Origin of the sequence: Mucilaginibacter sp. CAU 1740, assembly GCF_039839285.1 — a bacterium.
In the GTDB taxonomy this organism is placed as follows: Bacteria; Bacteroidota; Bacteroidia; order Sphingobacteriales; family Sphingobacteriaceae; genus Mucilaginibacter.
This window is the reverse complement of record NZ_JBDOQS010000022.1, coordinates 1-21,293: the sequence shown is the minus strand read 5'-3', so window position 1 is coordinate 21,293 and position 21,293 is coordinate 1. Positions and strand designations below refer to the sequence as shown.

Below are 21,293 nucleotides of genomic sequence, written 5' to 3'. Positions count from 1 at the left end.
CATTTAGCTACAGGGCAATTTTTAAACCAAAAGCTCAACGGGGAATCCGCGGTACGGGTTGCACTTGCGTACGTACCGTGATCTGCTTTTCGCGAAAACCGGCTGCGACGCCTTTGGCGATGGCCTTGATTTTTTTCAACTTCTCTTTTTCCAAAAACACAGTGCGCGCGGTATCCAGGAGAAATACATAAATATCGTTTAAAACGAATCCCGGGTAGTTTTTGAGGTACCGGCGCCAGACCATTATCCGGTTTTTCGCCATCAGGTACTTACGGGCCGCAGAATAGTTTGTAGGTGACCAGCGGCCGCCGCCATTTTTGCGGTTCCCTATGCCATGCACGATGCACTGTGATGTATCTACCAGTATCTCCAGCCCCCTTTCCCGCAGTGCGAGGCAAAAGTCAACATCGCAGCCGTCAATGATCAAACGCTCATCGTAAAAGATATCCGCCGGCACCGATCTTACGTTTATGAGCGCAGAACTATTTATGGTAAATAGCGCACTTAATAAACCGATATCGGTTTCAGGCCATATGCTCTTGACATGCCATTTGCTTTTATGGAGCATTACGCGCCCGGGATAGCCGGTATTCAAATTGATGAACCTTGGCGAGACCAGCGCTACATCAGGATTCTGAGCGATGGTTTTGATCAGAGCAATTGCCATACCTGGCGACGGAACAGTATCCTGGTCAAAGATCTGCAGGTAATCGAACTGCTCAGTTTTCGCATGCCTCAATGCGATGTTCAGGGCCCCGGCGACGGCCCCATTGTTTTTATTATGAATGATTGCAGTGTTCCCCGGCAAGCTGATGTCATCGGGCCGCAATGAACTATCCGGTGAGTTATCGACGATTAACAGGAACGATACCTCGGCTGAAATAGCATTACACACATCTTCAAATTTATCACCTGGATAAAAAGCCAGTATACAAGCAAGCACCCGGTCAGTCATATGCAACGGTTGTTTTTGGGGTAAAAGTCAGATACAAAGCAGGAATGGACAGGATAAAAAACAGGATCACATCTATCATTACTATCGGGATCTCACCATTTCTGAAGAGGTTGACGGTCTTAAATGTCATGTAGATCAGCAGCAATTTCAACACCGGGCTTTTCTTTCGTCTGTATTCGCCGGCAATTGAACGTGAAAAAGCACCCACTATCAACACCATGACCGCGGGAACGATGAATCCATACATATAAATAACTCCCCCTATGCCCAAAACAGGATTAGCGACATCATTGTAACCGGTCTGGCTTTTAATATAGGCTGCCGATATGGTTGTGCGGAAAAGCTTAGCCCGCAAGGGGGTAACTTCCGTAAATGAACGAGTGATACTCGGCGTGGCATGCTGAATCACGTAAGCACTGTATGCCACAGGCGAAAGCTCCTCCGAATCGGTAGCATAAAGTGGGTCGGTGTTGTTTTGCATACTTATCCTCACGCTCAGTACGAAGATCAATATAGTAGCCAGCAAGCCGCCGATAATGATGAGGTAAAGACGGCTGATCTTTTCCCTTTTTACCATCAGCAGGAAACAAAGGGTCATAAGGCTTATTTCCCGGCGTCCGACAAAAAAATAAAACAGGGCTATCGTGAGCATGGTCATGAATCCAGAGAAACGCAGCAGCAGGCTGTCACTGTCTTTTATAAGTGCGAAGCCAAGGCAACCGCTTATCCCGAAAAAAAAGCTTTTCAGCAGCTTTTCCTCTACCAGGCCGCCGCCGACATTCAGCATCGTCGCAAGCGGGTCACTCAGCAAAGAACTTACGAAATTAAGCTTGGCATTAATGATATAAAAGCTTGTCCAGGTGATCAGCAAATAGAAAAGGACGAGCAGTATTCTTACAACATCGGGGGTCAGAACGCTGTGAAACCTGAGCCTGATGACGGGAGATACGGAAAAAAAGTAAATAAGCAACAGGTCAAGGACAATTGCCGCGATGCCGTATATGGGGTAAACCTTCAATGTATAAGTGTAACCAGCCGGCAATAAGATATAGCCGCGCGTAAAAATGGCAATGATTACCGGCAAAGAGAAAAACAGGATGGTGACGGCGGCCGCAGCAAGGGGCGGCTCTGAATATATCTTGCGCAATACATCTATATCCTTCAACTTCATATGCCGCGTTTTTTGAAGTTAGACACCATGTTTTTGATCTCGGCCACTACAGTAATCGGATTGAAATATTTAGCCTGAAAAAGCTGATATCCCTTTTTACGCAGATGCAGGTGCAATACGATAGCGATGAGGGACTCGGCAGCTATCCAGGACCACGCGCTGCCTCTGTAGCCGTAAAAGCGTATCATGACCAAGTTCAACAGGATACTGCATAAGCCTCCGGAAAAAATAATGTAAAAGTATGCGCTGTCCATCTTGAGATTGACCATGGTTTGCAGGCCCAGTACAGTATTGATAAATGAAAGCACCGGAACTATGGTGAGGATGCGAAAGACAATTACTGCGGGACCGAAGTTTTGACCATAGAAACCGCGAATGATGAGTTCTGCAGTGAAAAACAGGAATATAGAAAGGGCCAGTGATGCATAAATAATAACAGGCAAAACGCGTTTTATCTGCGCGATGCCTCTATCAACGTTCTTTGCAAAAGATGAGGCAATATAGGGAAACATGGCCTGGGATGTTGGAAGCGAAAGTAAGACCAGGAAAACGAACATTAGCCGCCAGGCAGCGGTGAAGTAACCGATATGTTCCTTGGTTTCAAAAAACCCAAGCATGACAATATTGGTATCGGTGTATAAATTGGTTGACAGCATGGAGAAAAATATCATCCTGTCTTCACGCAACATATCAATCACAGATCTGAACGAAATTTTTACGAGGGATACATTAAACTTTTTGATGGCATAGAACAACGAGACGGCCGAAACCACAATCTGTGTGAGGCTGAGGATAAGCGGCTGCCATACATAATCGCCCTTTTGTTTAATGACGATCACGATAAGAACGTTGAATACCAGCTTACTTAAAAAATTGAACAGTGCCACCAGCGTCAGCTGCTGCATTCCCTGAAAAAACCAGTTAGGCGACAGCACCCAGGAAAACGCCATAAGGAAGGTATATCCGGCCACACGCGTTTCCGCCGTTGACCTCGATATGAAAATGATCGCTCCTGAAAATATGATCGCTGATAAGACAAATAGCAGGCTTTTGGCGTAAAGTATTTTGGTAAAGTGGCTATTGCGCCTTTCTATGTTATCCCGCTCGATAGCTATGAAACGGGTGCCCGAATATTCGAAGCCGTAATTGATCAGCAGCATGAAATACGCGACAAACGCAGTGTAATAATTGATCACCCCAAAATTATCCGGTCCGATGACCCGAACAATGATAGGAATAGATATTAACGGCAGTACGTAATTCGCGATCTGGACAACACCAAGTGATAAAATGTTCCTGAATAAATGGGTCTTGTTGCTCATTACTTGCTGTCAGTTTCATCCCCGGGGATGGATACTCGGGTTAAACCCGCCACGTTAACTTTTTTGCGATCAATATAAATGCGGTAATGAATGCGCCGATGAAGGCACCCAATACTATGCCTTTAGGGATACTGACATGGTCGTTCTCCAATGGCAAGACGGGCTGATCTATCAACTGGATCAAGGGGATATCCTGTCTTAAGGATATCTTGGATATCTCCAGGTTTTTGACGATCTCGGCATAAACCGCAGAACTTGCCTGTACATCAACCTGTCGTTTCTGACTGGGCACTTTCAAGCTCAGCAGCTGCGGGTTTGCATTGGGTGCTGCATCGATAGCAGAAGCTACCCCGCTGATGGAAGAGTTCAACGCAAGCCGGACACTATCTGCCTGGTGCTGCAGGATCTGTACATTTTGAAAACTTTTTTTTGTTTTGGTCTGTACGTAAAACTCGTTGACTTTCTGTACCAGCTTTTTAGTGAATTCCTTCGCAAAAAGCTCGTCTTTACTGGCTACCTCAACCTGTATGATATTCAACTTTTTATCGGGCTTATTAACCACCAGGCTGTTTTTGTTGAAATCCTCAGTCAGGTCGGTAATGATACTATCCTGCTTGCGATTAAAATGCTCAGGATCACCACGGAACGAGATAGCGGAAATACCGTCCCTGCTTTTCCAGCGTTCACGCAAATGATAAGAATCAATATAACGCTCGATGAGCTGTTGGTCTTTACCGCCAAAAACGGCCTCGCTCAATAATGCCTTTTCGATCATCAATCTGGATTTATAAAGCTCAAGGATATTGTCACCCTGAAATAACCCGCTGTTGGAATTAAGATCGATGCCGGCCAGTGAAGCTAACCCCGCGTATTGGCCCAGCGAGCCCAATTTCGACCCGTCTTCCAATACAAAAGTGCTCATGGCCGTATAGACGGGCTTTTTAAAGATCGAATAAAGTGCCCCTGAGATCGCACCCAATATCGTAAATGCACCTATCACCAGCCACCGTGACATAGCATAACTGGCGGCATTGCGGATCCGGTCAAAAAGTTCTTTGACGGTGATCGCATCATCGACCTTTGTATTTGTGTTCTCTGTATTGGTCATGGTATGAGTAGGCGTGCATTTGAAAACTATTTCCTGAGGCTGATAATACCTAATATGACAGCTGCCAGGGAGGCGACCCCGGAGCTGATCCCAACCACTTCGCCGGGCGTGATCCCCCTCCTCGGCGGCCTTTGAGGCACATAGATCTCGCTCCCCGGCTTAACGTCCGGATAATTATTAAAAAACAGGAATTTGCTGGTCCCTTTAACCGTACCGTTGGGATAGGCTACGTAAGCTCCTCTTTTAAGTGCCCCCGGAGCGAAGCCTCCTGCATTTAAAACATATTCCCTGAAAGATTTATGTTTATCAAAAACAACAGCGCTTGGATAAAGTACCTGCCCGTTCACCCGTACGATCTGTTCCTGTTTCGGGACACGCAGAATATCCCCATCTTCCATGATCAGGTCGGTATTACTGCCGGGTTTGCTGAGGATCGCCTTCAGATCTATACCAACATAGTCGTTTCTTTGCTGCAGGTTCCCTGTACCGGTAGTGTCACGGTAAGATTGCTTGACCCGGTTGATCCGCTCGATCCGCTCCTGGTTGATACCGTTCGTATCAGTTTTATTTTTATCAACGCCCAGTATAGCGATATTGTCCCTTTTCAAAGAGCCTCCATCCGGATCGGCAGAAGCTGACAGCCCCCCCGCCCTGGCGATGATATCCGATATCCGCTCATTTTTCTGCTTAATGGTATAAAAACCCGGGTAGAGCACCTCACCTTCCACTTTGACCGTGCGCTGGGTCTCATAGCCCGGAAGGGTATATACCGACACAATATCAAACGGCTTTAATTTGAAATCGGCCACGCCGTTTTTAAGCTGGGCATCTACATTAATACTAAACACCTGGGCCACCTTGCTACTTTTAGAGGTTGGATCGCTGTCCGTCACACGCCTTGCGACTTCAATTCGTTTGGGACTGGCACCCTGGGTGAATCCACCGGCTCTAATGATGAGATCCTGCACGCTGACGCTATCTGCATAGCTGTACTGCCCGTTATTCCTCACTTCTCCTTTTATGGTCACGAAATATTCGTCGCGCAGGTCAAATATTGAAGAGATATTCACCACATCCTCCCGCTGAAGCTGAATGTCAGCGATCCGGCCGTTGATGATGTTCTGCAAATTATAGGATAACAGGGCTATGCTATTGTCAGACTTAAGCCGCGTAATACTCACCTGCCCGGTAAAAGCGTCCTCTTTCAAACCGCCCCCTTTCCTGATCAGCTGCATGAGGGTCAGACCATTTTGCAATTCAAACTGGCCCGGCCTGAAGACCGCTCCGTTCAGGGTGATACGATTTTCGTACCGGTCAATTATTTTCTCAACGGTGTATTCATCTCCCCTGAGCGGAACATAATTTTTGAAATCGGCTTCCGCAACATCGGTGATCCGTCGCTGCTGGTCGCTGATCTGCGAGACTTTTATCAATGAGGTGTATGCCTGGTCTGTGAACCCTCCTGAAAAACGGATCACGTCCAGCAACGTCTCACCCGGCAGTACTTCGAAGAGGGCCGGTGTTTTGACCTGGCCGCCCAGTTCTACCCTGACGCGGTACGTTGGCACACGGACGATATCCTGATCCTGCAGATTAATATTGCTCTTTTGGTCCCCGTTTACCAAAAAATCGTAAATATCAAGTCGCCGGATCACCCGGTTATCGCGCAGTACCTCAATTTGCCTGAAAGATCCGTTATTATTCGGTCCGCCGGAAGCATACAGCGCGTTAAATACCGTTGCGAGCGATGGCAATGTGTAGGAGCCCGGCTTTTTTACCTCGCCTATAAGAATTACCTTGATGCTACGGATATTGCCAAGACTTACTTGGACACTGGTTCCCTTGCCCACCGCGTAGTTATTGGCTGCCAGTTTGCTTTTGATGGACGCGGTAGCCTGCTGAATTGTTTTCCCGGATACGTTCAGGATGCCAATGCCAGGGATGTTGATATTACCTTCAGGAGAAACCTCCAGCTTCCAGTTGACCAGCGAACTCCCGTAAACATTTATATTTAACTGATCATCCGGCCCGAGTACATAATTAATAGGCGTGGCTATTTTTAAATTGGGTTCAAAAGTTAAATTCGTATTCCGGAACAGGTCTGCTCCGAAAATTTTTGGCTTTACATTTAAGGGGGCCTCCCTGATAGCATTATAATTTACTGTATCCTGTTTATAGTTAAGCTTCCTCTGTGACGAAGTTTGTGAGCTGTCACTGCTTAACGCAACTGCTGAACCGCGGATACCGGCGATCCTCTTCTGTAGCAGCTGGGCCTGTTCCGATGACATCCCTCTAGCCTGCGCCTGCTGCACAACCTGTACGTCATTAAGTCCGGAAGCCTGCGCCTGTTGGAGCAACTGTCTAATCTGCGCATCCGACAGGTCATTGACATTGATTGTCGCTATATTTTGCGGTGTGCTTTGCGCGCCAGCGGGATTCAACTTAACAATGCACAAGACTATTACAATCAGGAAAAATAATGAGTAACGTTTTTTCATATGGTAGGGTAGCTACGACAAAACACGATGCCAGGGCGTTTGTTTTACAAATCACTTCGCCACGTGAAATATTTAAAGTTATAACCGTAGTTTTGGACAAAAACTCGGGCATTTTCTAACCGGCGTTTTGATCATCGTCATCTATTCTTGACGGGTATAAAACTTGTGACGGCATGCCGTACACTGATATCTTTTAACCGGGAGTCCAAAAAGCAGCAGCTTGATGATTTTCGGCTTGGGTATCCTTTTTGTTTTGATGCTTTGGCACTCAGGGCAGAGTACATTTTTTTTGTAGTCGTTTCGAAAGATGGAAAGAGGCATAAGTTATTTAACGGAATTTGAGAGTCAATGTTTTGGACAACTGATCCTTTGCAATTCATTTTATTATAATAATTAAGATGAAGAGTCGCTGGGAAGTAAATTAAAAAGTAAAGAACCCTCGTGTTGCCTTAGTCCGTCAAGAACGCCTATCAAGTAGAGAACAACATAATCCGATATCATTTTTTACAATACAAAAACGTTGATCGATGCATTCCGAAGAACCGGTCAACGAATTCTGTTACATTTTGCCTTGGTGTTTACTCGCATCGCATCTTATATTGATCTTACGAACTGAACTTTTGGTCGAGTTAACTTGTACAACCTTGGTCAAGCATCACGGATTAGCCATTTAGTCGATATCCTCGAACTAAACTCAAATCAGAAGGAAAATAGTTTGAGATATGTTATGTAGGGACCACTTTTTTAGGCAAGTTGTCAATTTTATTCGCAACTTTTCTTTAATGAAGTTTGAATAACGCTATATCATAGTTATCGAGGGTAATAGTATGAAAATGATATTTACTGAATAATCTGATTAGACATTCAGTCTTACAAATGAGAAAATTTTATTAAAATAATGCAATTAGGTAAGTTTGACCAGACTATCTCGTTGAAAAAAATGCATTTCCTGAAATTCCATGCAAAAATCAATTTCCCATTAATTATCAAGCAATCATGAGATTCCAGCACCAATTAGTATCAAACTTTTCCACCTAAATTAAGATCATTTTTGATACTATCATATTATCAGATGTGTGGATTACTTAAAAACATTGCTTTTAATATGTATCCGACTGTAAAATAAGAGGCCTACCATCCCATGTACTGGGGATCCACGCCATTGGCAAAGTACCCAAAAATGACATGGAAAACGTACTAATGCTATTGCTGATGAACTGGCTGGGCGAACAGGCAAACTAAACTATCATTTAGTATTGGAAACTGGCGTACAAAATTTTACGCTGGCCGCATAGTGGAATGATATGATAGCCTACCTGAAGCATTATACCCAATGGCACCGCATCGCTGTACTAAGCGACCAAAGAGCGGTAGAATGGTTTACAGATATTTTTTAACTGATTATTCCAAGTAAATTAAAGAGATTTCTACTGGCGGAGTTAACTGAAGCGACGGTTTGGATGCGGAGGAAAATAATTGATGGAAAGCAGGATTGCCGAAGCAAGCCGGCTGACGGCCGAAAAAGGATTAACCATCGCTTTGCCGAAAGCGACTGCCGGATGACTCTGCTCTGAATTCGCGCTTACCGAACAGTCGGGCTAGGTAATGAAAGGAGGCATCACTTGTTACGATCCTTCCTTAAAGGTAGCTCATTAAAAGTAACCCAGGAACTGATCGGTACATTTACGCCCGAATCAATGGAAGTAACGCGTGCGATGGCTCTCCATCTGAAAATTTCATTAAGGCGGATATATAGGTAACGGTAATCGCCCGAACCCCCCGTGCAGCTAAACGGCGGAAAAGCCCGTTGGTACTATGTTTGTATTTGCATTGATAATGAAACAACAGGCAAGTTTTCGTAACGTTTTTCACAGGTCTTGCGAAGACATCATACATCAAACTATCCGCGCGGCAGCAGATTTGTTGATTGAAAAGCTTGGTAGCAGGCTGCTTCAAAAAATCAACATAATACTAATCGTCAGTGTGCATAATTTGCTTGTTTCGCCTTTCGGTCAGTTTCCGACGAGAGGATTTTATTTTTTGTTTCTTCATCCGAAAAAATTTATTGCCCCATAGGTTTTTGCCTGATTCACTTGTACTGTAAACATCAACCTATAAAAAAAGTTGCCAACAAAGTTGACAACTTGCCTAAAATAGTACTCAAACCCGTCGTCTACACGAACCAATTTGTAGATGACCTAAAGCGATTTTGTACGTTATTTGATGAATGAGACCGACTTGCAGACATCTAAGCCGTTTTCAGTTGAACCAAAATATTCGATGTTTTCCCTACAAAGTCGTTTTCAAAAGAATTCCGCTACCCTGGGTTTACGTCAATTTCAATTATAACTGTCTAATTAAGTAGTGAAAGGAAACTACTTTAAAACAAAGCTACCACATTATTGAAACACAAAAAGTCTACTGGTTGATATGTATAAAAAGTTTTTTTGATATTTTTATTAAAATCAACATCTATAAAAAAACTAAATCAATTCTTATTATGAAAATCACTAAACTATTTGCAGTCTTAACCCTGCTTTTCATCGGATCATTAAAAGCCCATTCACAAACGAAAACCGGACAGGTTTATTTGATCCGTGTTACGGGCTATACCGGCATGGCTATAAATTATCGATTTTTCATAGACGATAAACTCGTGTGTAAAATGAAAAATAAATTGTATTCCATACACGATTTGCCCGTAGGCGAACATACCGTTACTATCAATAGTGGAGGTATATCGAATGGAAAGAAATCCGCGCCATTAAAAATAGTGGTGGCCGAAGGTAAAATAAATTATGTAAATGTATTCAGCACACAGGCAGGTTACTCAAATAAAATTACCTGCCAGGAGATTACCAAAGATTCAGCCGATCCCCTTTTAGCTAAGGCAAAACAAAAGACTGATTGTGCGGCTGAATAGCAAAAAATGTATGACTACTTCATTAGCCATGCATTTTTTTAAATAATAAACCATAGAGCGGTCATCTTTAAAAGATAACCGCTTATTTTTTATATAGCGGACACCTTTTTAAAAGGTACTCCAGCGGACTGCTGAAAGAACCATCCGTATTTGTGAAAAAAGCTTTGTGCGTTTGATTATAAATGCTTGCATTGGTATCCATATAAATTCCAAGGCTTACACTAACTTCATATCTTTGTTGAGTGTAACTGTTAGAACTGCCGTATCCGCTTACACTTTTTACCTTAGCATCGGCATCGCGTTTTAATTTGGTGTCGGCATAACCGCTGGTTGAACTTGTTTGAGCTCCCTTGTTTTGTATTACCGTTCCGTCTATCAAATATTCAACCCCCAGTACATCACAGATTTCTTTCATAGTGAAACCGCGAATCTTTTCGCGGGTCATATTGTTTTTTATCAACAGGGCATTTGTAGTACGGGTATCAAGTATGGTATAGCCAGCAGAGTGCTGAGCTAAAAATGCATAGGTATCATCCTGGGCCTTGTAACCTACTTCTTCGGCTCCCGGCTGACGATCCATTAAAAAGCCAAAAGGTAGAACGGCAATCTTATTGTGATGACCAACAGGCGACGCTTCCATAACAACTTCATCTTTTTTTCGCTCAGGCGCAGGCTGAACCGGTTGATTAAAAACTTCAACTCTGCCGCTTGAATGAGTTATGCGTAATATTTCGGATTTTTTTACCGTATATTCTAACGTTTCTCCGTTATATATGAATGTCAGGCCGTCTTCTGTAATTTTGGTGATCTTACCCTTCATTTCCTCACCGTTGGTTTTGATAATAACATCCAATTTAGGCACTGCCCGGTTTTGCGCCTTGACGCCACCAAAAAACAGCAATAAAAATAATGTAAGCAGGTAGATATTTTTCATAAGGTGTTTTATTTAGCCAAAATAACCATATTTCGATAAACAACAATAAGTCATTGAGAATTTAGATAAAGGCTTAAAAGGTTTGGGTATTTGCATTGCAAATATTTTTGATTGACTATTAGTTATATCTTTATACAGAAAGCTTATATTATGATAATAAACAAAACTCGCTGGTTTTTTGCCTTTTTATTTTTAATCTGCTTTTTTACGCTCCCCGGCCAGGCTCAGCGTAAAGATACTATTGCTTACAAACCCGATAGTGCAAAACTTGATTATGTTGCCCGTATGCAGGCCTTTGCGAAGCAGGCAGCAAAAGAAAGCCTTGAAGATTTTAAAACAGATAAGGCGACCCTCGATCAGAAGAAAGTGCTTGAAGAAATTAAAAAAACTAATCAAAAAGCCAAAATATTTCTTAGTCATGGTGTTGATACAGCAATGATTCGGACAGATCTAAAGAAAGTCAATTATAATTTCATGGAGGCTGGTGACGGCGTTTTTATCAATAAGGGTAGCGCTCAGACATTCAGAAATTTGACGGCTACCGGCAATATATTAAATGAATTATTGAAGAAAACACTTCTATACAAAACGAAGCTGGATCAGTACCAATATCAGTTAAATAATTCGCGTTACGAACTGGACTCATTGCTTAGCTCGCCTTCACTTTTTAAATTTCCTCAGGATTCCGCTGGTTTGAAGAAATACATGCAGCAGTTAGTGGTAGTAGCTTATGAAGCCCACCCCGTAGACAGCGTATTAAAAGAAGCTAATGGCAATGTAACGTCACTGTTGAACGAGATAAACCTTACGATCTTTAAATTACAAGCTGCGTTAGACGAAATTTCAACCAACCAGGGAGAATTGGCCAATAACGCATTTAAAAGAGAGTTTTTAAATATCTGGACACCTGATAATTACTCGAGGCCATTAGGTGAAATACTAAGCCAATCTTATTCCAAGGCATATCTTACTTCAACTTTTTTCCTGGCAAATAACAGTTGGAAATTACTATTAATGATAGCACTAACTATGGTGTCTTTCATTTACTTACGGTCATTGAAAAGTATATATATAGCAAGGGATTTACTTTCAGATAGTTTTGATGGTCAATTGGTATTGCGCTATCCTTTATTTTCGGCGATACTCATTGTGATGAACCTTTACCAATTCCTGTTCTATTCACCGCCTTTTATAGTTAATGTAGCTTTGTGGTTGGTTTCAAGCATATCGTTAAGTATTTTGTTCAATAAATTTATAGTTCAGTATTGGTTAAAATTTTGGATGGGGATGCTTTTCTTATTTGTATTGGCCTCATTTGATAATCTCCTTTTGCAAGCCTCGCGTATAGAACGCTGGCTAATGGTTTTCACTGCACTTTTGGGCGTAGTCTACAGCTTATCAGCTTTGTACAAAGGGCCAAGAAGAGAACTTCGTGAACAATGGATTGTTTATGCTATTGGCCTGATGGCCATTTTAGAATTCAGTTCGATCATAGCCAACTTCTTTGGCCGCTATAACCTGGCCAAATCTCTGTTAATTGGTGGTTACATGAATGTAATAGTTGCGATAGTTTTTCTTTGGGTAGTTAGGCTTATTAACGAAGGACTGTTGTTAGCCTACAATGTATATACTCGCCAGGACAAGAAACTCTTTTATTTAAATTTCGATAAAATTGGCGGCCGCGCCCCGGTTCTACTATATGTCGCAATGGTATTTGGATGGCTGATAATTTTTGGTAGAAATTTTCCGGTATTTGATTCACTTGCCCGCCCACTACAAGAATTTTTCACTACGGAACGAACTTTAGGAGATTATACATTCACATTTAGCAACCTGGTACTTTTCGTGGTTATTATGGGAATATCCGTCATCATTTCCCGTATTGTATCTTTTTTCGCAGCAGACCGTGGTGGAAAATCTGATAAACAAGAATCCCGCGGAGTTGGGAGCTGGCTGTTATTGATTCGCATATCGATTTTAACTATAGGACTCTTCCTCGCGTTAGCGGCATCTGGCATACCCATCGACAAAATAACTATTGTACTTGGCGCCCTGGGCGTAGGTATTGGTTTTGGCCTCCAAACGCTGGTTAATAATCTGGTAAGCGGTTTAATTATCGCGTTTGAAAAACCGGTAAACGTTGGCGATATCGTTGATATCGGAGGACAAGGTGGTACCATGAAATCCATAGGTTTTCGGAGCAGTGTTATTACCACATGGGATGGCGCCGACCTTATTATGCCTAATGGCGATTTATTGAGCACCCATCTTACCAACTGGACATTAGCCGGGAACCGGAAGCGAAGTTTAATAACCGTTGGTATTGCATATGATTCAGACCTGCAAAAAGTAAATCAAATCATTTCGGACATCCTTGAAGCAGAAAAAAGGCTCGCTAAACATCCCCCGTATTCAATTCAGTTTGATCAATTTGACACAAGCTCCATCAATTTGAACATCTATTTTTGGGTAGCAAATCTTTCTGAGGCAAACAACGTAAAGAGCGATTTGATCGTAGCGTTAACACAGGTATTCCGGCTTAACGCTGTCAACATTCCGTTTCAACAACATGACATTTATATTCATGATAAAAAATCCACTCAAGAATAAATTTTAAAGCCCTCATAATAAACTATCTATGAAACAGAAACTACTTATCCTATTTGCGGTTTTTAAATTACCTGCGGCAGCTTTTGCTCAAAAGGAAATAATGAATTACAATTGGGCTCTCAGCTATCTATTCCAACAGGCCAGTTATCAGACCTGGCTACGCTTGGTTACGACGTTTCGGTAAAAACACTTTTTGGTTTCAACGCCGCCCCGCAACAGGTATCATTAGAAATTGGATATAATCGATTCGGCGTAAAAAAAGAGCTGCTTCCTTCAAACGTACATGCCCAATACAGGAGCTGGCCCATCTACGCAGGCTATCGTTACCATTTTTCAAATTTTTACCTTGAATCATAGGGAGGCGTCGCCATCAACACCATATATGCATTTAACGATTACAGGCTGGCCAGCGATACTAAAGCCTATTTTGGCTGGGCGCTTACTGCATGTTATTCAATTAATGCGTTAGATTTAGCACTTAAATATCAAAGTTCAGACGTTAATGACGGTACTAATTTAACCTTTATCGGTGTGCGTGCCACTTATCGTTTTCAGTTTAACAAAAACAGGCGTTATTTAATAAGATAACTTCAATTCAAATTGCAGCCCTCCCTGCAAAATTGCACGCTAAATTAGTGGCAAAAGTATATAATCGGTAAAACCAACCCGCTTAATCCAAGAAATCCACCTTGCCGGTGTTCATATCATAAATTGCCCCAACAATCTTTATTTCGCCCGATTTTTCCATATCATTCAAAATCGAGCTTCGGGAGCGGATCAAACCGATAGTTAAACGTACATTTTCAACACAAACAGCCTGCACGAAATCAGGATTTGATGACTTTTTTTTGCCATTAAAGTTTCTCCCTGCGGCCGTTACTGCCGGTTTTATTTTGCGAAGCAAGGCTGTGATATTGCCTAATTGAACTCCGCTGATTGCTGATTTGATAGCACCACAATAGCCATGCCCCATCACTACGATCAACTTGGCACCCGAAACCTTGCAGCCGTACTCCATGCTTCCTAATATATCTTCGTTAACAATGTTACCGGCTACGCACGCTACAAAAAGGTTACCGATACCGCTATGAAAAACATCTTCTACCGGAACCCTCGAATCAAGGCATGAAAGGATAACAGCCTTGGGATATTGCCCCAAAGATGCCTTGCGGACGCGTTCTGTATTGTTACGAACGGTAAGATTGTCTTCAGTGAAATCCTTGTTACCGTCTTTCAGGCGAAACAATACACTGTCGGGCGCTAATTTGTGTTGCTGTTCTGCTGTAAGGATTGGTGAAGACAGTACTTCGCTTTTACTTATTTTTAGGCTGTCTCCTGTCATTTTTTCCTTTTTATTATCAGCCGAATTTGTACAGCCAAAAAGCAAAATGGAAAAGCATAAAAAAGATAGAATAGATTTCATAGATTTAGATTTCATATTAAAAACTTACTGGTAGACATTTTATGGTTTAGTTCAATTATATTGAAATTTATCCACTCAACTTTTCGAAGACAGATCTTCCAAAAGGTCGCGGCATTGACGGGCTATTTCCATCTCCTCATTGGCTGGCAACACCAGCACTTTTACGTCGCTTTTGGCTGCGTTTATGATTATTGATGTTCCTGCCGTTTTATTGAGTTGCTCATCCAGTTCAACGCCCAAATATCCGAGGCTCTCACAAACAAGCTTCCTTATATCGGCATCATTTTCACCAACGCCACCAGTGAAAATCAGACAATCCACCCCATCCATCACCGCAGTGTAAGCACCAATAAATTTCTTTATCCGGTAAGAATACATTTCATAAGCCAGTATCGCGCCTTTATCCCCCTTTTTGCGCAGTTCTGCGATATCGCGCATGTCGGCTTTGCCTGTCAAACCCAATAAGCCACTTTCTTTGTTTAGCAATGCGCTAACCTGTTCAGGGTTGTAGTGCTTTTGTTGTAACATAAAAAGCACTACAGAAGGATCGATAGCACCGCTTCGCGTACCCATTATCAGGCCGTCAAGAGGGGTTAAACCCATGCTGGTATCTACACAAACGCCATCCCTGATAGCAGCAACGCTGCAGCCATTACCAAGGTGGATGCTTATGATCTTGAGTCGTTTTTTGTCGAGCATGGTCATTGCTTGCCGCGATACATACTTGTGATTAATTCCATGAAAACCATACACCCTTACACCATCATCTTTGTAAAATTTTTGAGGAATTGCATAATGAAATGCTTTTTCGGGCAGGGAGCAATGAAAAGCCGTGTCGAATACCGCTACGTGAACCGCGTTTGGTAAAATTTTTTCGGCTACGGCAATACCCTTGTAATCAGCTGGGTTGTGGAGCGGAGCCAGGGGAAAAAGTTGCTTTATTTTTTCCTTGACCAACGGAGTTATAATAACCGCTTTGGTAAAAGCTTCGCCACCATGCACAACGCGGTGGCCGGTAACCTGTATTTCGTTTACGCTTTTAATCACTGCAATATCGTTACGGGTAAGCAAGCTTATGGCAAGATTTATACCCGCTTCGTCATCAGGCACAGGCTGGTTTAGTTTAATAACCCGATTATTGCCATAATGATGTGTGACAACAGCATCTTCATGTCCTATTCGTTCAATCACCCCTCTCGCTACCGCTACATTATCCCCATTAAAAAGCTTATACTTAATTGAACTGCTGCCCGAGTTGATCACAAAGATATTCATAGCTGATGCCTTTATTTCTTTTTAAAGGTAATTACAAAAAAGCAAAATCATTTTTCGATATTTATTATCATCAACATCTTTCTTATGAATAATATCGAAATCACCAATGAAGAACTGGACATTGAGGCGATTACCTCGATAGATGCCTACTGGCGCGCCTCAAATTATCTGGCAGTAGGACAAATTTATCTTCGCGAAAATGCCTTGCTTAAACAGCCTTTGACAGTTGAACACATTAAGCGCGTGCTGCTCGGGCATTGGGGAACGACACCGGGGCAAAATTTTGTATATGTGCATCTGAACAGGATCATTAAAAAGTATGATCTTAACATGGTTTATATATCCGGACCCGGACACGGAGGCCCTGCCATGGTAGCACAAACATATCTTGAAGGCACCTATTCTGAAATTTATCCAGCCATTTCGCAGGACGAATTAGGAATGACCCGTTTATTCAAACAATTTTCCTTCCCCGGCGGCATACCCAGCCATGTTTCGCCTGAATGTCCCGGCTCCATGCACGAAGGTGGCGAACTTGGTTATTCATTAAGTCATGCCTTTGGTGCCGTTTTTGACAACCCATCCCTTATCGTGTCATGCGTAGTTGGCGACGGAGAGGCTGAAACCGGCCCGCTTGCCACGGCCTGGCACTCCAATAAATTTCTTAACCCTATTACGGATGGGGTTGTGTTGCCTATACTGCACCTTAACGGCTATAAGATAGCAAATCCAACTGTACTTGCCCGCATTCCGGAAGAAGAGTTGATGGCTTTGTTTAAAGGATATGGATGGAAACCTTACCTGATAAGCGGCGACGATCCGATTACCATGCACGGGCAAATGGCCGCCTTGCTTGACACAGTGATAAGCGAAATACAAGATATAAAACAACGTGCGCTTAGTGGAGACACACAGCGGCCCAACTGGCCGATGATCATATTGCGCAGCCCTAAAGGCTGGACAGGGCCTAAAATTGTAGACGGCCTGCAGGTTGAAGGATCTTTTCGGGCACACCAGGTGCCACTTTCCGACCCTTCAAAATCGCCAGAACACCTGGTGCAGCTCGAAGAATGGTTACGCAGCTATAAACCTGATGAGCTTTTTGATGAAAATGGAAGGCTAAGACCTGACCTTCAAGCCTTGGCACCTGTTGGCGAAAAACGTATGGGCGCTAATCCGCATGCCAATGGTGGTCTGCTGCTTAAGGATTTACTTATGGCCGATTTCAAGGCATATGGCATTGATGTGCAAAAGCGTGGCATCACAGGCCCTGGGGATACGTTGGTGGTCGGCAGCTTTGTGCGCGATATATTAAAATTAAATATGGACAGTCGTAATTTCCGTGTATTTGGCCCGGATGAAACGCTGTCAAACAAGCTAAATGCAGTTTTCGAAGCAACCGAGCGTCAATGGATGGGCATTACTGAAAAAACCGACGACCTCCTGAAGAAAGATGGCAGGGTAATGGAAATGCTAAGCGAACACCAGTGCGAGGGTTGGCTGGAAGGGTATTTACTGACCGGCAGGCATGGCCTGTTTAATTGCTATGAGGCTTTTATACATATTATTGATTCGATGTTCAACCAACACGCCAAATGGCTAAAGGTAACCAACGGCCTTCCATGGAGGCGTAAATTGGCTTCCCTCAATATCCTTTTGGCATCACATGTGTGGCGGCAGGACCATAATGGCTTTACTCACCAGGATCCGGGTTTTATCGATCATGTGGTGAATAAAAAGGCCGAAGTGATCAGGGTTTATTTGCCCCCCGATGCCAATTGTCTTTTATCGGTGATGGATCATTGTCTTCGCAGCCGTCATTATGTAAATGTGGTGGTTGCCGGGAAACATCCGTCGCCCCAATGGCTTTCCATAAATGAGGCCGCGATACACTGTACAAGGGGCATCGGTATATGGCCTTGGGCAAGTACAGACGAGGGACGGGAGCCTGATTTGGTGATGGCTTGCGCCGGGGATGTACCTACTCTGGAAATACTGGCAGCTGTTTCCATACTTAAACAGCATTTACCTCAATTGAAAATCAGGGTAGTCAATGTCGTTGATTTGATGAAATTACAGCCCGATACAGAACATCCGCATGGTTTAAGCGATGAAGCTTTTGATAGTTTGTTCACTGTAGACAAGCCTGTGATATTTGCTTTTCATGCTTATCCCTGGTTGATACATCGCCTGACCTATCGCCGTAAAAACCATCAAAATATCCACGTTCGCGGCTATAAGGAGGAAGGTACTATTACTACTCCATTTGACATGACCGTATTAAACCAAATGGACCGATACACCCTGGTCATGGATGCATTAAGGCGCCTGCCGCAATTAGGTGCTACTACCTCCTATTTAAAACAGGCTATGGCTAATAAATTGATAGAACACCGTGCCTACATTTATGATCAGGGTATTGATATGCCGGAGGTTAGGGACTGGAAGTGGGAATCTGATTAGAACACATAATTTCGTTAGTAAATTAAGCCCTATGATTGTTGAGCGCCTAAGGTCAATTTAAAACAATTGAAATTATAGTAACCATTTAGTTTGTCCAGAGTATTTAAATCATTTATGATTTGTAACGGCCATTTTGAATTAACACACTTTAAACGTCCAATTCGAATTAAAACTTCACATCCACAAATAAACTTAGATCATACAAAAGCCTGTTCGAAATGTTGTAAAGTAGGCATCTCAAACCTGCCTTTAAGATTTCATTTAACATTGATATGCCTAAACACATAAAGAATCGCTGTTCGTTTAATATGATCAAAATTTATCTCATAAAAAAAGTTGTCAATAAAATTGACAACTTGCCTAAAATTGTACTCAAATCCGTCGTCTACACGAACCAATTTATAGATGACCTTAAACGGTTTACGTCTTTATTTGATCATTAAGGCCGATTTCGGAAGATCCAACCCGTTTTGGGTCGAACCTTAAAGCATCATTAAATTTAATGATCAGTTTTAGTAAGTGGGAAAAGGTAACAATAGTTTTTTAATGTTTTTCATACAGGTTCGATCCCATCTATAGCAAAATGGAAAGATTAGGATTCAACCATAACAATGAACAAAGTTGTATAGGCTATTTAACATTTGATGTTCCTGGACGGGTGTACAGCTACACAGCCGATGGGGATTTAAGTTTAGCTACAGATGAAATAGAGCAGCTGATAGAATTTTTAAACGAAGTGAGGGAAAATCCACCGATGTGGCCGCAGCAAGGTGCTTAAGTATTAATTACATAAAGAAAAAAATACTTATTTTGTATATACCAATAAAAAGAATGCATTATGAAATGCGGCCAAACGGCTTAATTATCATTTTAGTTAACAAATAAATTATATTTCTTATTTTGAAAAGGGTTTTCTAACTTTCCGTTTTAATTCAACTTTGCCAAGTTTGAGTTGTAAGGTCAACTAATCATTACCCTATTCTTCATCCATGTCACTTAAAACACATCAATTGCTACAAAAAAAGAAAAAAAACATCCTTGAACTCTGGATGAAGAACCAACTTGCCGATGAAGGCCTGCGGGAAGACCTGATCAGTAACGATGAACTGAGAAGCCAGTCTGAAGAGTTAGTTGAGGCCTTGGTGAGTAATTTATCAAGCGGAAACTTTACCGACCTTAATTCTGACGAATGGACCCCGGTTATTGAAATTTTAGGTGGCATTGCGATTACACGTGCGCGCCAAGGCTTTAGCCCCCGCGAAACGGGCAACTTTGTATTTTCATTAAAAGAGGCATTGCTTGAAGTACTGCAGGAAGAAATAGTTGATGAACCGCAGCATTTATTTTCCGAAAGTCTTAAAATAAACCGGTTAATGGATAACCTCAGCGTTGTTACTTTTGAAACTTTTATAAAAGGTCGCGAGGAGGTTATTTTAAGGCAAACCGACGAGATAGCCGAAATATCAACTCCGGTGATCCGTGTATGGGATGGTATACTGGCCCTGCCGATAATTGGCACTCTTGACAGCGCTCGTACCCAAATTGTAATGGAAAACCTGCTGCAGGAAATAGTTGAAACAGGATCAAGCATAGCCATATTAGATATTTCTGGCGTACCTGCGGTAGATTCGCTCGTTGCCCAGCATTTAATTAAAACAGTAAGTGCAACGCGATTGATGGGAGCCGAATGTATTATCAGCGGTATCCGCCCCGAGATTGCTCAAACCGTAGTCCACCTCGGTATTGATCTTTCCAATATCATTACCAAGGCAACTTTAGCCAGCGCCTTATCACACTCATTTAAGCTGATGAGGCTGGAAGTGAGAAAATCAAACCCTATCGCTAAATTTTAATATCGGTTTATAATGGATAAAATTCCTATTCTGCAGCTGGGCAATTTTTTATTGGTTACTATCCAGGTTGATCTTTATGATAGACTGGCACTTAACCTGGAGGCCGACCTGGTGCAGATGGTAAATAAAACGAATGCCAGGGGCGTTTTAATAGATATTTCGGCTGTAACCATTGTCGATTCATTTATGGGGCGTATTATTGGCAACATCGCCAGCATGTCAAAAATATTGGATGCAGAAACTGTAGTTGTAGGCATGCAGCCTGCGGTTGCCATTACGTTGATAGAACTGGGCTTACCGCTAAAAGGAGTGCATACCGCTTTGGATATGGAGCGTGGCATGAGCTTGCTAAAATCGATGATTGATATAGATGAAGAAGATATAGATCAAGAATCGACCGACGATGATATTATCACTCAGTAAAGACACCGTACAGGTACTGAAAGAGCAGGACGTTGTTTTTTTAAAAAACCGGGTGAAAGAAGTCGCCGTAAAAATTAAGATGGGCCTGGTTAATCAAACCCGTCTGCTTACCGCAGCCAGCGAATTAGTACGCAATATGATGCGATACGCCAATGGCGGCGTTTGCCAGATAGAGGTTGTTTCAAGCGGCCGTAACAACGGTGTCAGGCTGGTATTTTCTGATAAAGGGCCCGGTATTCCTGATATTGCTGCCGCCATGCGCGATGGTTTTTCTACAGGTAAAAGCCTTGGATTGGGATTGCCCGGTACCAAACGATTAGTGAACGAGTTTGACA

Annotated in this window: 17 protein-coding genes; 9 read left to right on the top strand and 8 right to left on the bottom strand. The window is 42.6% G+C overall.

Annotated features, from left to right (window positions below; genetic code table 11):
• Positions 1-34: 34 nt before the first annotated feature.
• From AAFN85_RS31170 to AAFN85_RS31150, 5 genes are read right to left on the bottom strand one after another with little or no spacing between them, the layout of a single operon-like run.
• Positions 35-955, bottom strand: coding sequence for a glycosyltransferase (locus AAFN85_RS31170; RefSeq protein WP_347531887.1), 921 nt, complete (start codon positions 953-955; stop codon positions 35-37).
• Positions 948-2,126: a hypothetical protein gene (locus AAFN85_RS31165; protein ID WP_347531886.1), complete on the bottom strand. Its 1,179-nt coding sequence runs from the start codon at positions 2,124-2,126 to the stop codon at positions 948-950. The genes AAFN85_RS31170 and AAFN85_RS31165 overlap by 8 nt, the downstream gene beginning before the upstream one ends.
• On the bottom strand, positions 2,123-3,448 hold the full coding sequence (locus tag AAFN85_RS31160) for a flippase (RefSeq protein WP_347531885.1): 1,326 nt from the start codon (positions 3,446-3,448) through the stop codon (positions 2,123-2,125). The genes AAFN85_RS31165 and AAFN85_RS31160 overlap by 4 nt, the downstream gene beginning before the upstream one ends.
• 40 nt (positions 3,449-3,488) lie before the next feature.
• On the bottom strand, positions 3,489-4,556 hold the full coding sequence (locus tag AAFN85_RS31155; protein ID WP_347531884.1) for a Wzz/FepE/Etk N-terminal domain-containing protein: 1,068 nt from the start codon (positions 4,554-4,556) through the stop codon (positions 3,489-3,491).
• A gap of 26 nt (positions 4,557-4,582) precedes the next feature.
• Positions 4,583-7,054 (bottom strand): SLBB domain-containing protein, encoded by a 2,472-nt coding sequence (locus AAFN85_RS31150; protein ID WP_347531883.1) that lies wholly within the window; start codon positions 7,052-7,054, stop codon positions 4,583-4,585.
• Positions 7,055-8,890: 1,836 nt separating this feature from the next.
• On the opposite strand from AAFN85_RS31150, the gene AAFN85_RS31145 reads away from it, so the two are divergent.
• Complete coding sequence (locus AAFN85_RS31145) at positions 8,891-9,130, top strand: hypothetical protein (protein WP_347531882.1); 240 nt, start codon at positions 8,891-8,893, stop codon at positions 9,128-9,130.
• Between the two features lie 424 nt (positions 9,131-9,554).
• Positions 9,555-9,977, top strand: a complete 423-nt coding sequence (locus tag AAFN85_RS31140) for a hypothetical protein (protein ID WP_347531881.1) — start codon at positions 9,555-9,557, stop codon at positions 9,975-9,977.
• 82 nt (positions 9,978-10,059) lie between these two features.
• Here the strand turns inward: AAFN85_RS31140 and AAFN85_RS31135 are convergent, their stop codons facing one another.
• Positions 10,060-10,911, bottom strand: a complete 852-nt coding sequence (locus AAFN85_RS31135; RefSeq protein ID WP_347531880.1) for a hypothetical protein — start codon at positions 10,909-10,911, stop codon at positions 10,060-10,062.
• A 150-nt stretch (positions 10,912-11,061) separates the two neighbouring features.
• Here AAFN85_RS31135 and AAFN85_RS31130 point away from each other — a divergent pair, with 150 nt between their 5' ends.
• Positions 11,062-13,521: a mechanosensitive ion channel domain-containing protein gene (locus tag AAFN85_RS31130; RefSeq protein WP_347531879.1), complete on the top strand. Its 2,460-nt coding sequence runs from the start codon at positions 11,062-11,064 to the stop codon at positions 13,519-13,521.
• 111 nt (positions 13,522-13,632) lie between these two features.
• Positions 13,633-13,878 (top strand): hypothetical protein, encoded by a 246-nt coding sequence (locus tag AAFN85_RS31125; protein ID WP_347531878.1) that lies wholly within the window; start codon positions 13,633-13,635, stop codon positions 13,876-13,878.
• A 313-nt stretch (positions 13,879-14,191) separates the two neighbouring features.
• On the opposite strand, the gene AAFN85_RS31120 is transcribed toward AAFN85_RS31125, so the two are convergent.
• Positions 14,192-14,863, bottom strand: coding sequence for a carbonic anhydrase family protein (locus tag AAFN85_RS31120; protein WP_347531877.1), 672 nt, complete (start codon positions 14,861-14,863; stop codon positions 14,192-14,194).
• Between the two features lie 156 nt (positions 14,864-15,019).
• Positions 15,020-16,219 carry an acetate kinase gene (locus AAFN85_RS31115; RefSeq protein ID WP_347531876.1) on the bottom strand — a complete coding sequence of 400 codons (1,200 nt, stop codon included), beginning with the start codon at positions 16,217-16,219 and terminating at the stop codon, positions 15,020-15,022.
• Positions 16,220-16,303: 84 nt separating this feature from the next.
• Between AAFN85_RS31115 and AAFN85_RS31110 the strand changes: the two genes are divergently transcribed.
• The 5 genes from AAFN85_RS31110 to AAFN85_RS31090 form a co-directional block, all read left to right on the top strand.
• Positions 16,304-18,682 carry a phosphoketolase family protein gene (locus AAFN85_RS31110; RefSeq protein ID WP_347531875.1) on the top strand — a complete coding sequence of 793 codons (2,379 nt, stop codon included), beginning with the start codon at positions 16,304-16,306 and terminating at the stop codon, positions 18,680-18,682.
• A 583-nt stretch (positions 18,683-19,265) separates the two neighbouring features.
• Complete coding sequence (locus tag AAFN85_RS31105; RefSeq protein ID WP_347531874.1) at positions 19,266-19,460, top strand: hypothetical protein; 195 nt, start codon at positions 19,266-19,268, stop codon at positions 19,458-19,460.
• A gap of 211 nt (positions 19,461-19,671) precedes the next feature.
• The gene (locus AAFN85_RS31100) at positions 19,672-20,535 is read left to right on the top strand and encodes an STAS domain-containing protein (protein WP_347531873.1); all 864 of its coding nucleotides are present in this window, start codon (positions 19,672-19,674) and stop codon (positions 20,533-20,535) included.
• A 12-nt stretch (positions 20,536-20,547) separates the two neighbouring features.
• A complete protein-coding gene (locus AAFN85_RS31095) occupies positions 20,548-20,958 on the top strand; it encodes an STAS domain-containing protein (RefSeq protein WP_347531872.1) in 411 nt (136 codons plus the stop codon).
• Positions 20,939-21,293, top strand: a 355-nt coding sequence (locus AAFN85_RS31090) for an anti-sigma regulatory factor (protein ID WP_347531871.1), incomplete at its 3' end; no start/stop codon positions are given. The genes AAFN85_RS31095 and AAFN85_RS31090, both read left to right, overlap by 20 nt.

What these genes read in the sequence shown, in the direction of transcription:
- AAFN85_RS31140 (WP_347531881.1), top strand. Translation starts at nt 9,555, where the DNA reads ATGAAAATCACTAAACTATTTGCAGTCTTAACCCTGCTTTTCATCGGA.
- AAFN85_RS31145 (WP_347531882.1), top strand. Translation starts at nt 8,891, where the DNA reads ATGAAACAACAGGCAAGTTTTCGTAACGTTTTTCACAGGTCTTGCGAA.
- AAFN85_RS31160 (WP_347531885.1), bottom strand. Translation starts at nt 3,448, where the DNA reads ATGAGCAACAAGACCCATTTATTCAGGAACATTTTATCACTTGGTGTT.
- AAFN85_RS31095 (WP_347531872.1), top strand. Translation starts at nt 20,548, where the DNA reads ATGGATAAAATTCCTATTCTGCAGCTGGGCAATTTTTTATTGGTTACT.
- AAFN85_RS31135 (WP_347531880.1), bottom strand. Translation starts at nt 10,911, where the DNA reads ATGAAAAATATCTACCTGCTTACATTATTTTTATTGCTGTTTTTTGGT.
- AAFN85_RS31130 (WP_347531879.1), top strand. Translation starts at nt 11,062, where the DNA reads ATGATAATAAACAAAACTCGCTGGTTTTTTGCCTTTTTATTTTTAATC.
- AAFN85_RS31165 (WP_347531886.1), bottom strand. Translation starts at nt 2,126, where the DNA reads ATGAAGTTGAAGGATATAGATGTATTGCGCAAGATATATTCAGAGCCG.
- AAFN85_RS31150 (WP_347531883.1), bottom strand. Translation starts at nt 7,054, where the DNA reads ATGAAAAAACGTTACTCATTATTTTTCCTGATTGTAATAGTCTTGTGC.
- AAFN85_RS31105 (WP_347531874.1), top strand. Translation starts at nt 19,266, where the DNA reads ATGGAAAGATTAGGATTCAACCATAACAATGAACAAAGTTGTATAGGC.
- AAFN85_RS31110 (WP_347531875.1), top strand. Translation starts at nt 16,304, where the DNA reads ATGAATAATATCGAAATCACCAATGAAGAACTGGACATTGAGGCGATT.
- AAFN85_RS31100 (WP_347531873.1), top strand. Translation starts at nt 19,672, where the DNA reads ATGTCACTTAAAACACATCAATTGCTACAAAAAAAGAAAAAAAACATC.
- AAFN85_RS31170 (WP_347531887.1), bottom strand. Translation starts at nt 955, where the DNA reads ATGACTGACCGGGTGCTTGCTTGTATACTGGCTTTTTATCCAGGTGAT.
- AAFN85_RS31120 (WP_347531877.1), bottom strand. Translation starts at nt 14,863, where the DNA reads ATGACAGGAGACAGCCTAAAAATAAGTAAAAGCGAAGTACTGTCTTCA.
- AAFN85_RS31115 (WP_347531876.1), bottom strand. Translation starts at nt 16,219, where the DNA reads ATGAATATCTTTGTGATCAACTCGGGCAGCAGTTCAATTAAGTATAAG.
- AAFN85_RS31155 (WP_347531884.1), bottom strand. Translation starts at nt 4,556, where the DNA reads ATGACCAATACAGAGAACACAAATACAAAGGTCGATGATGCGATCACC.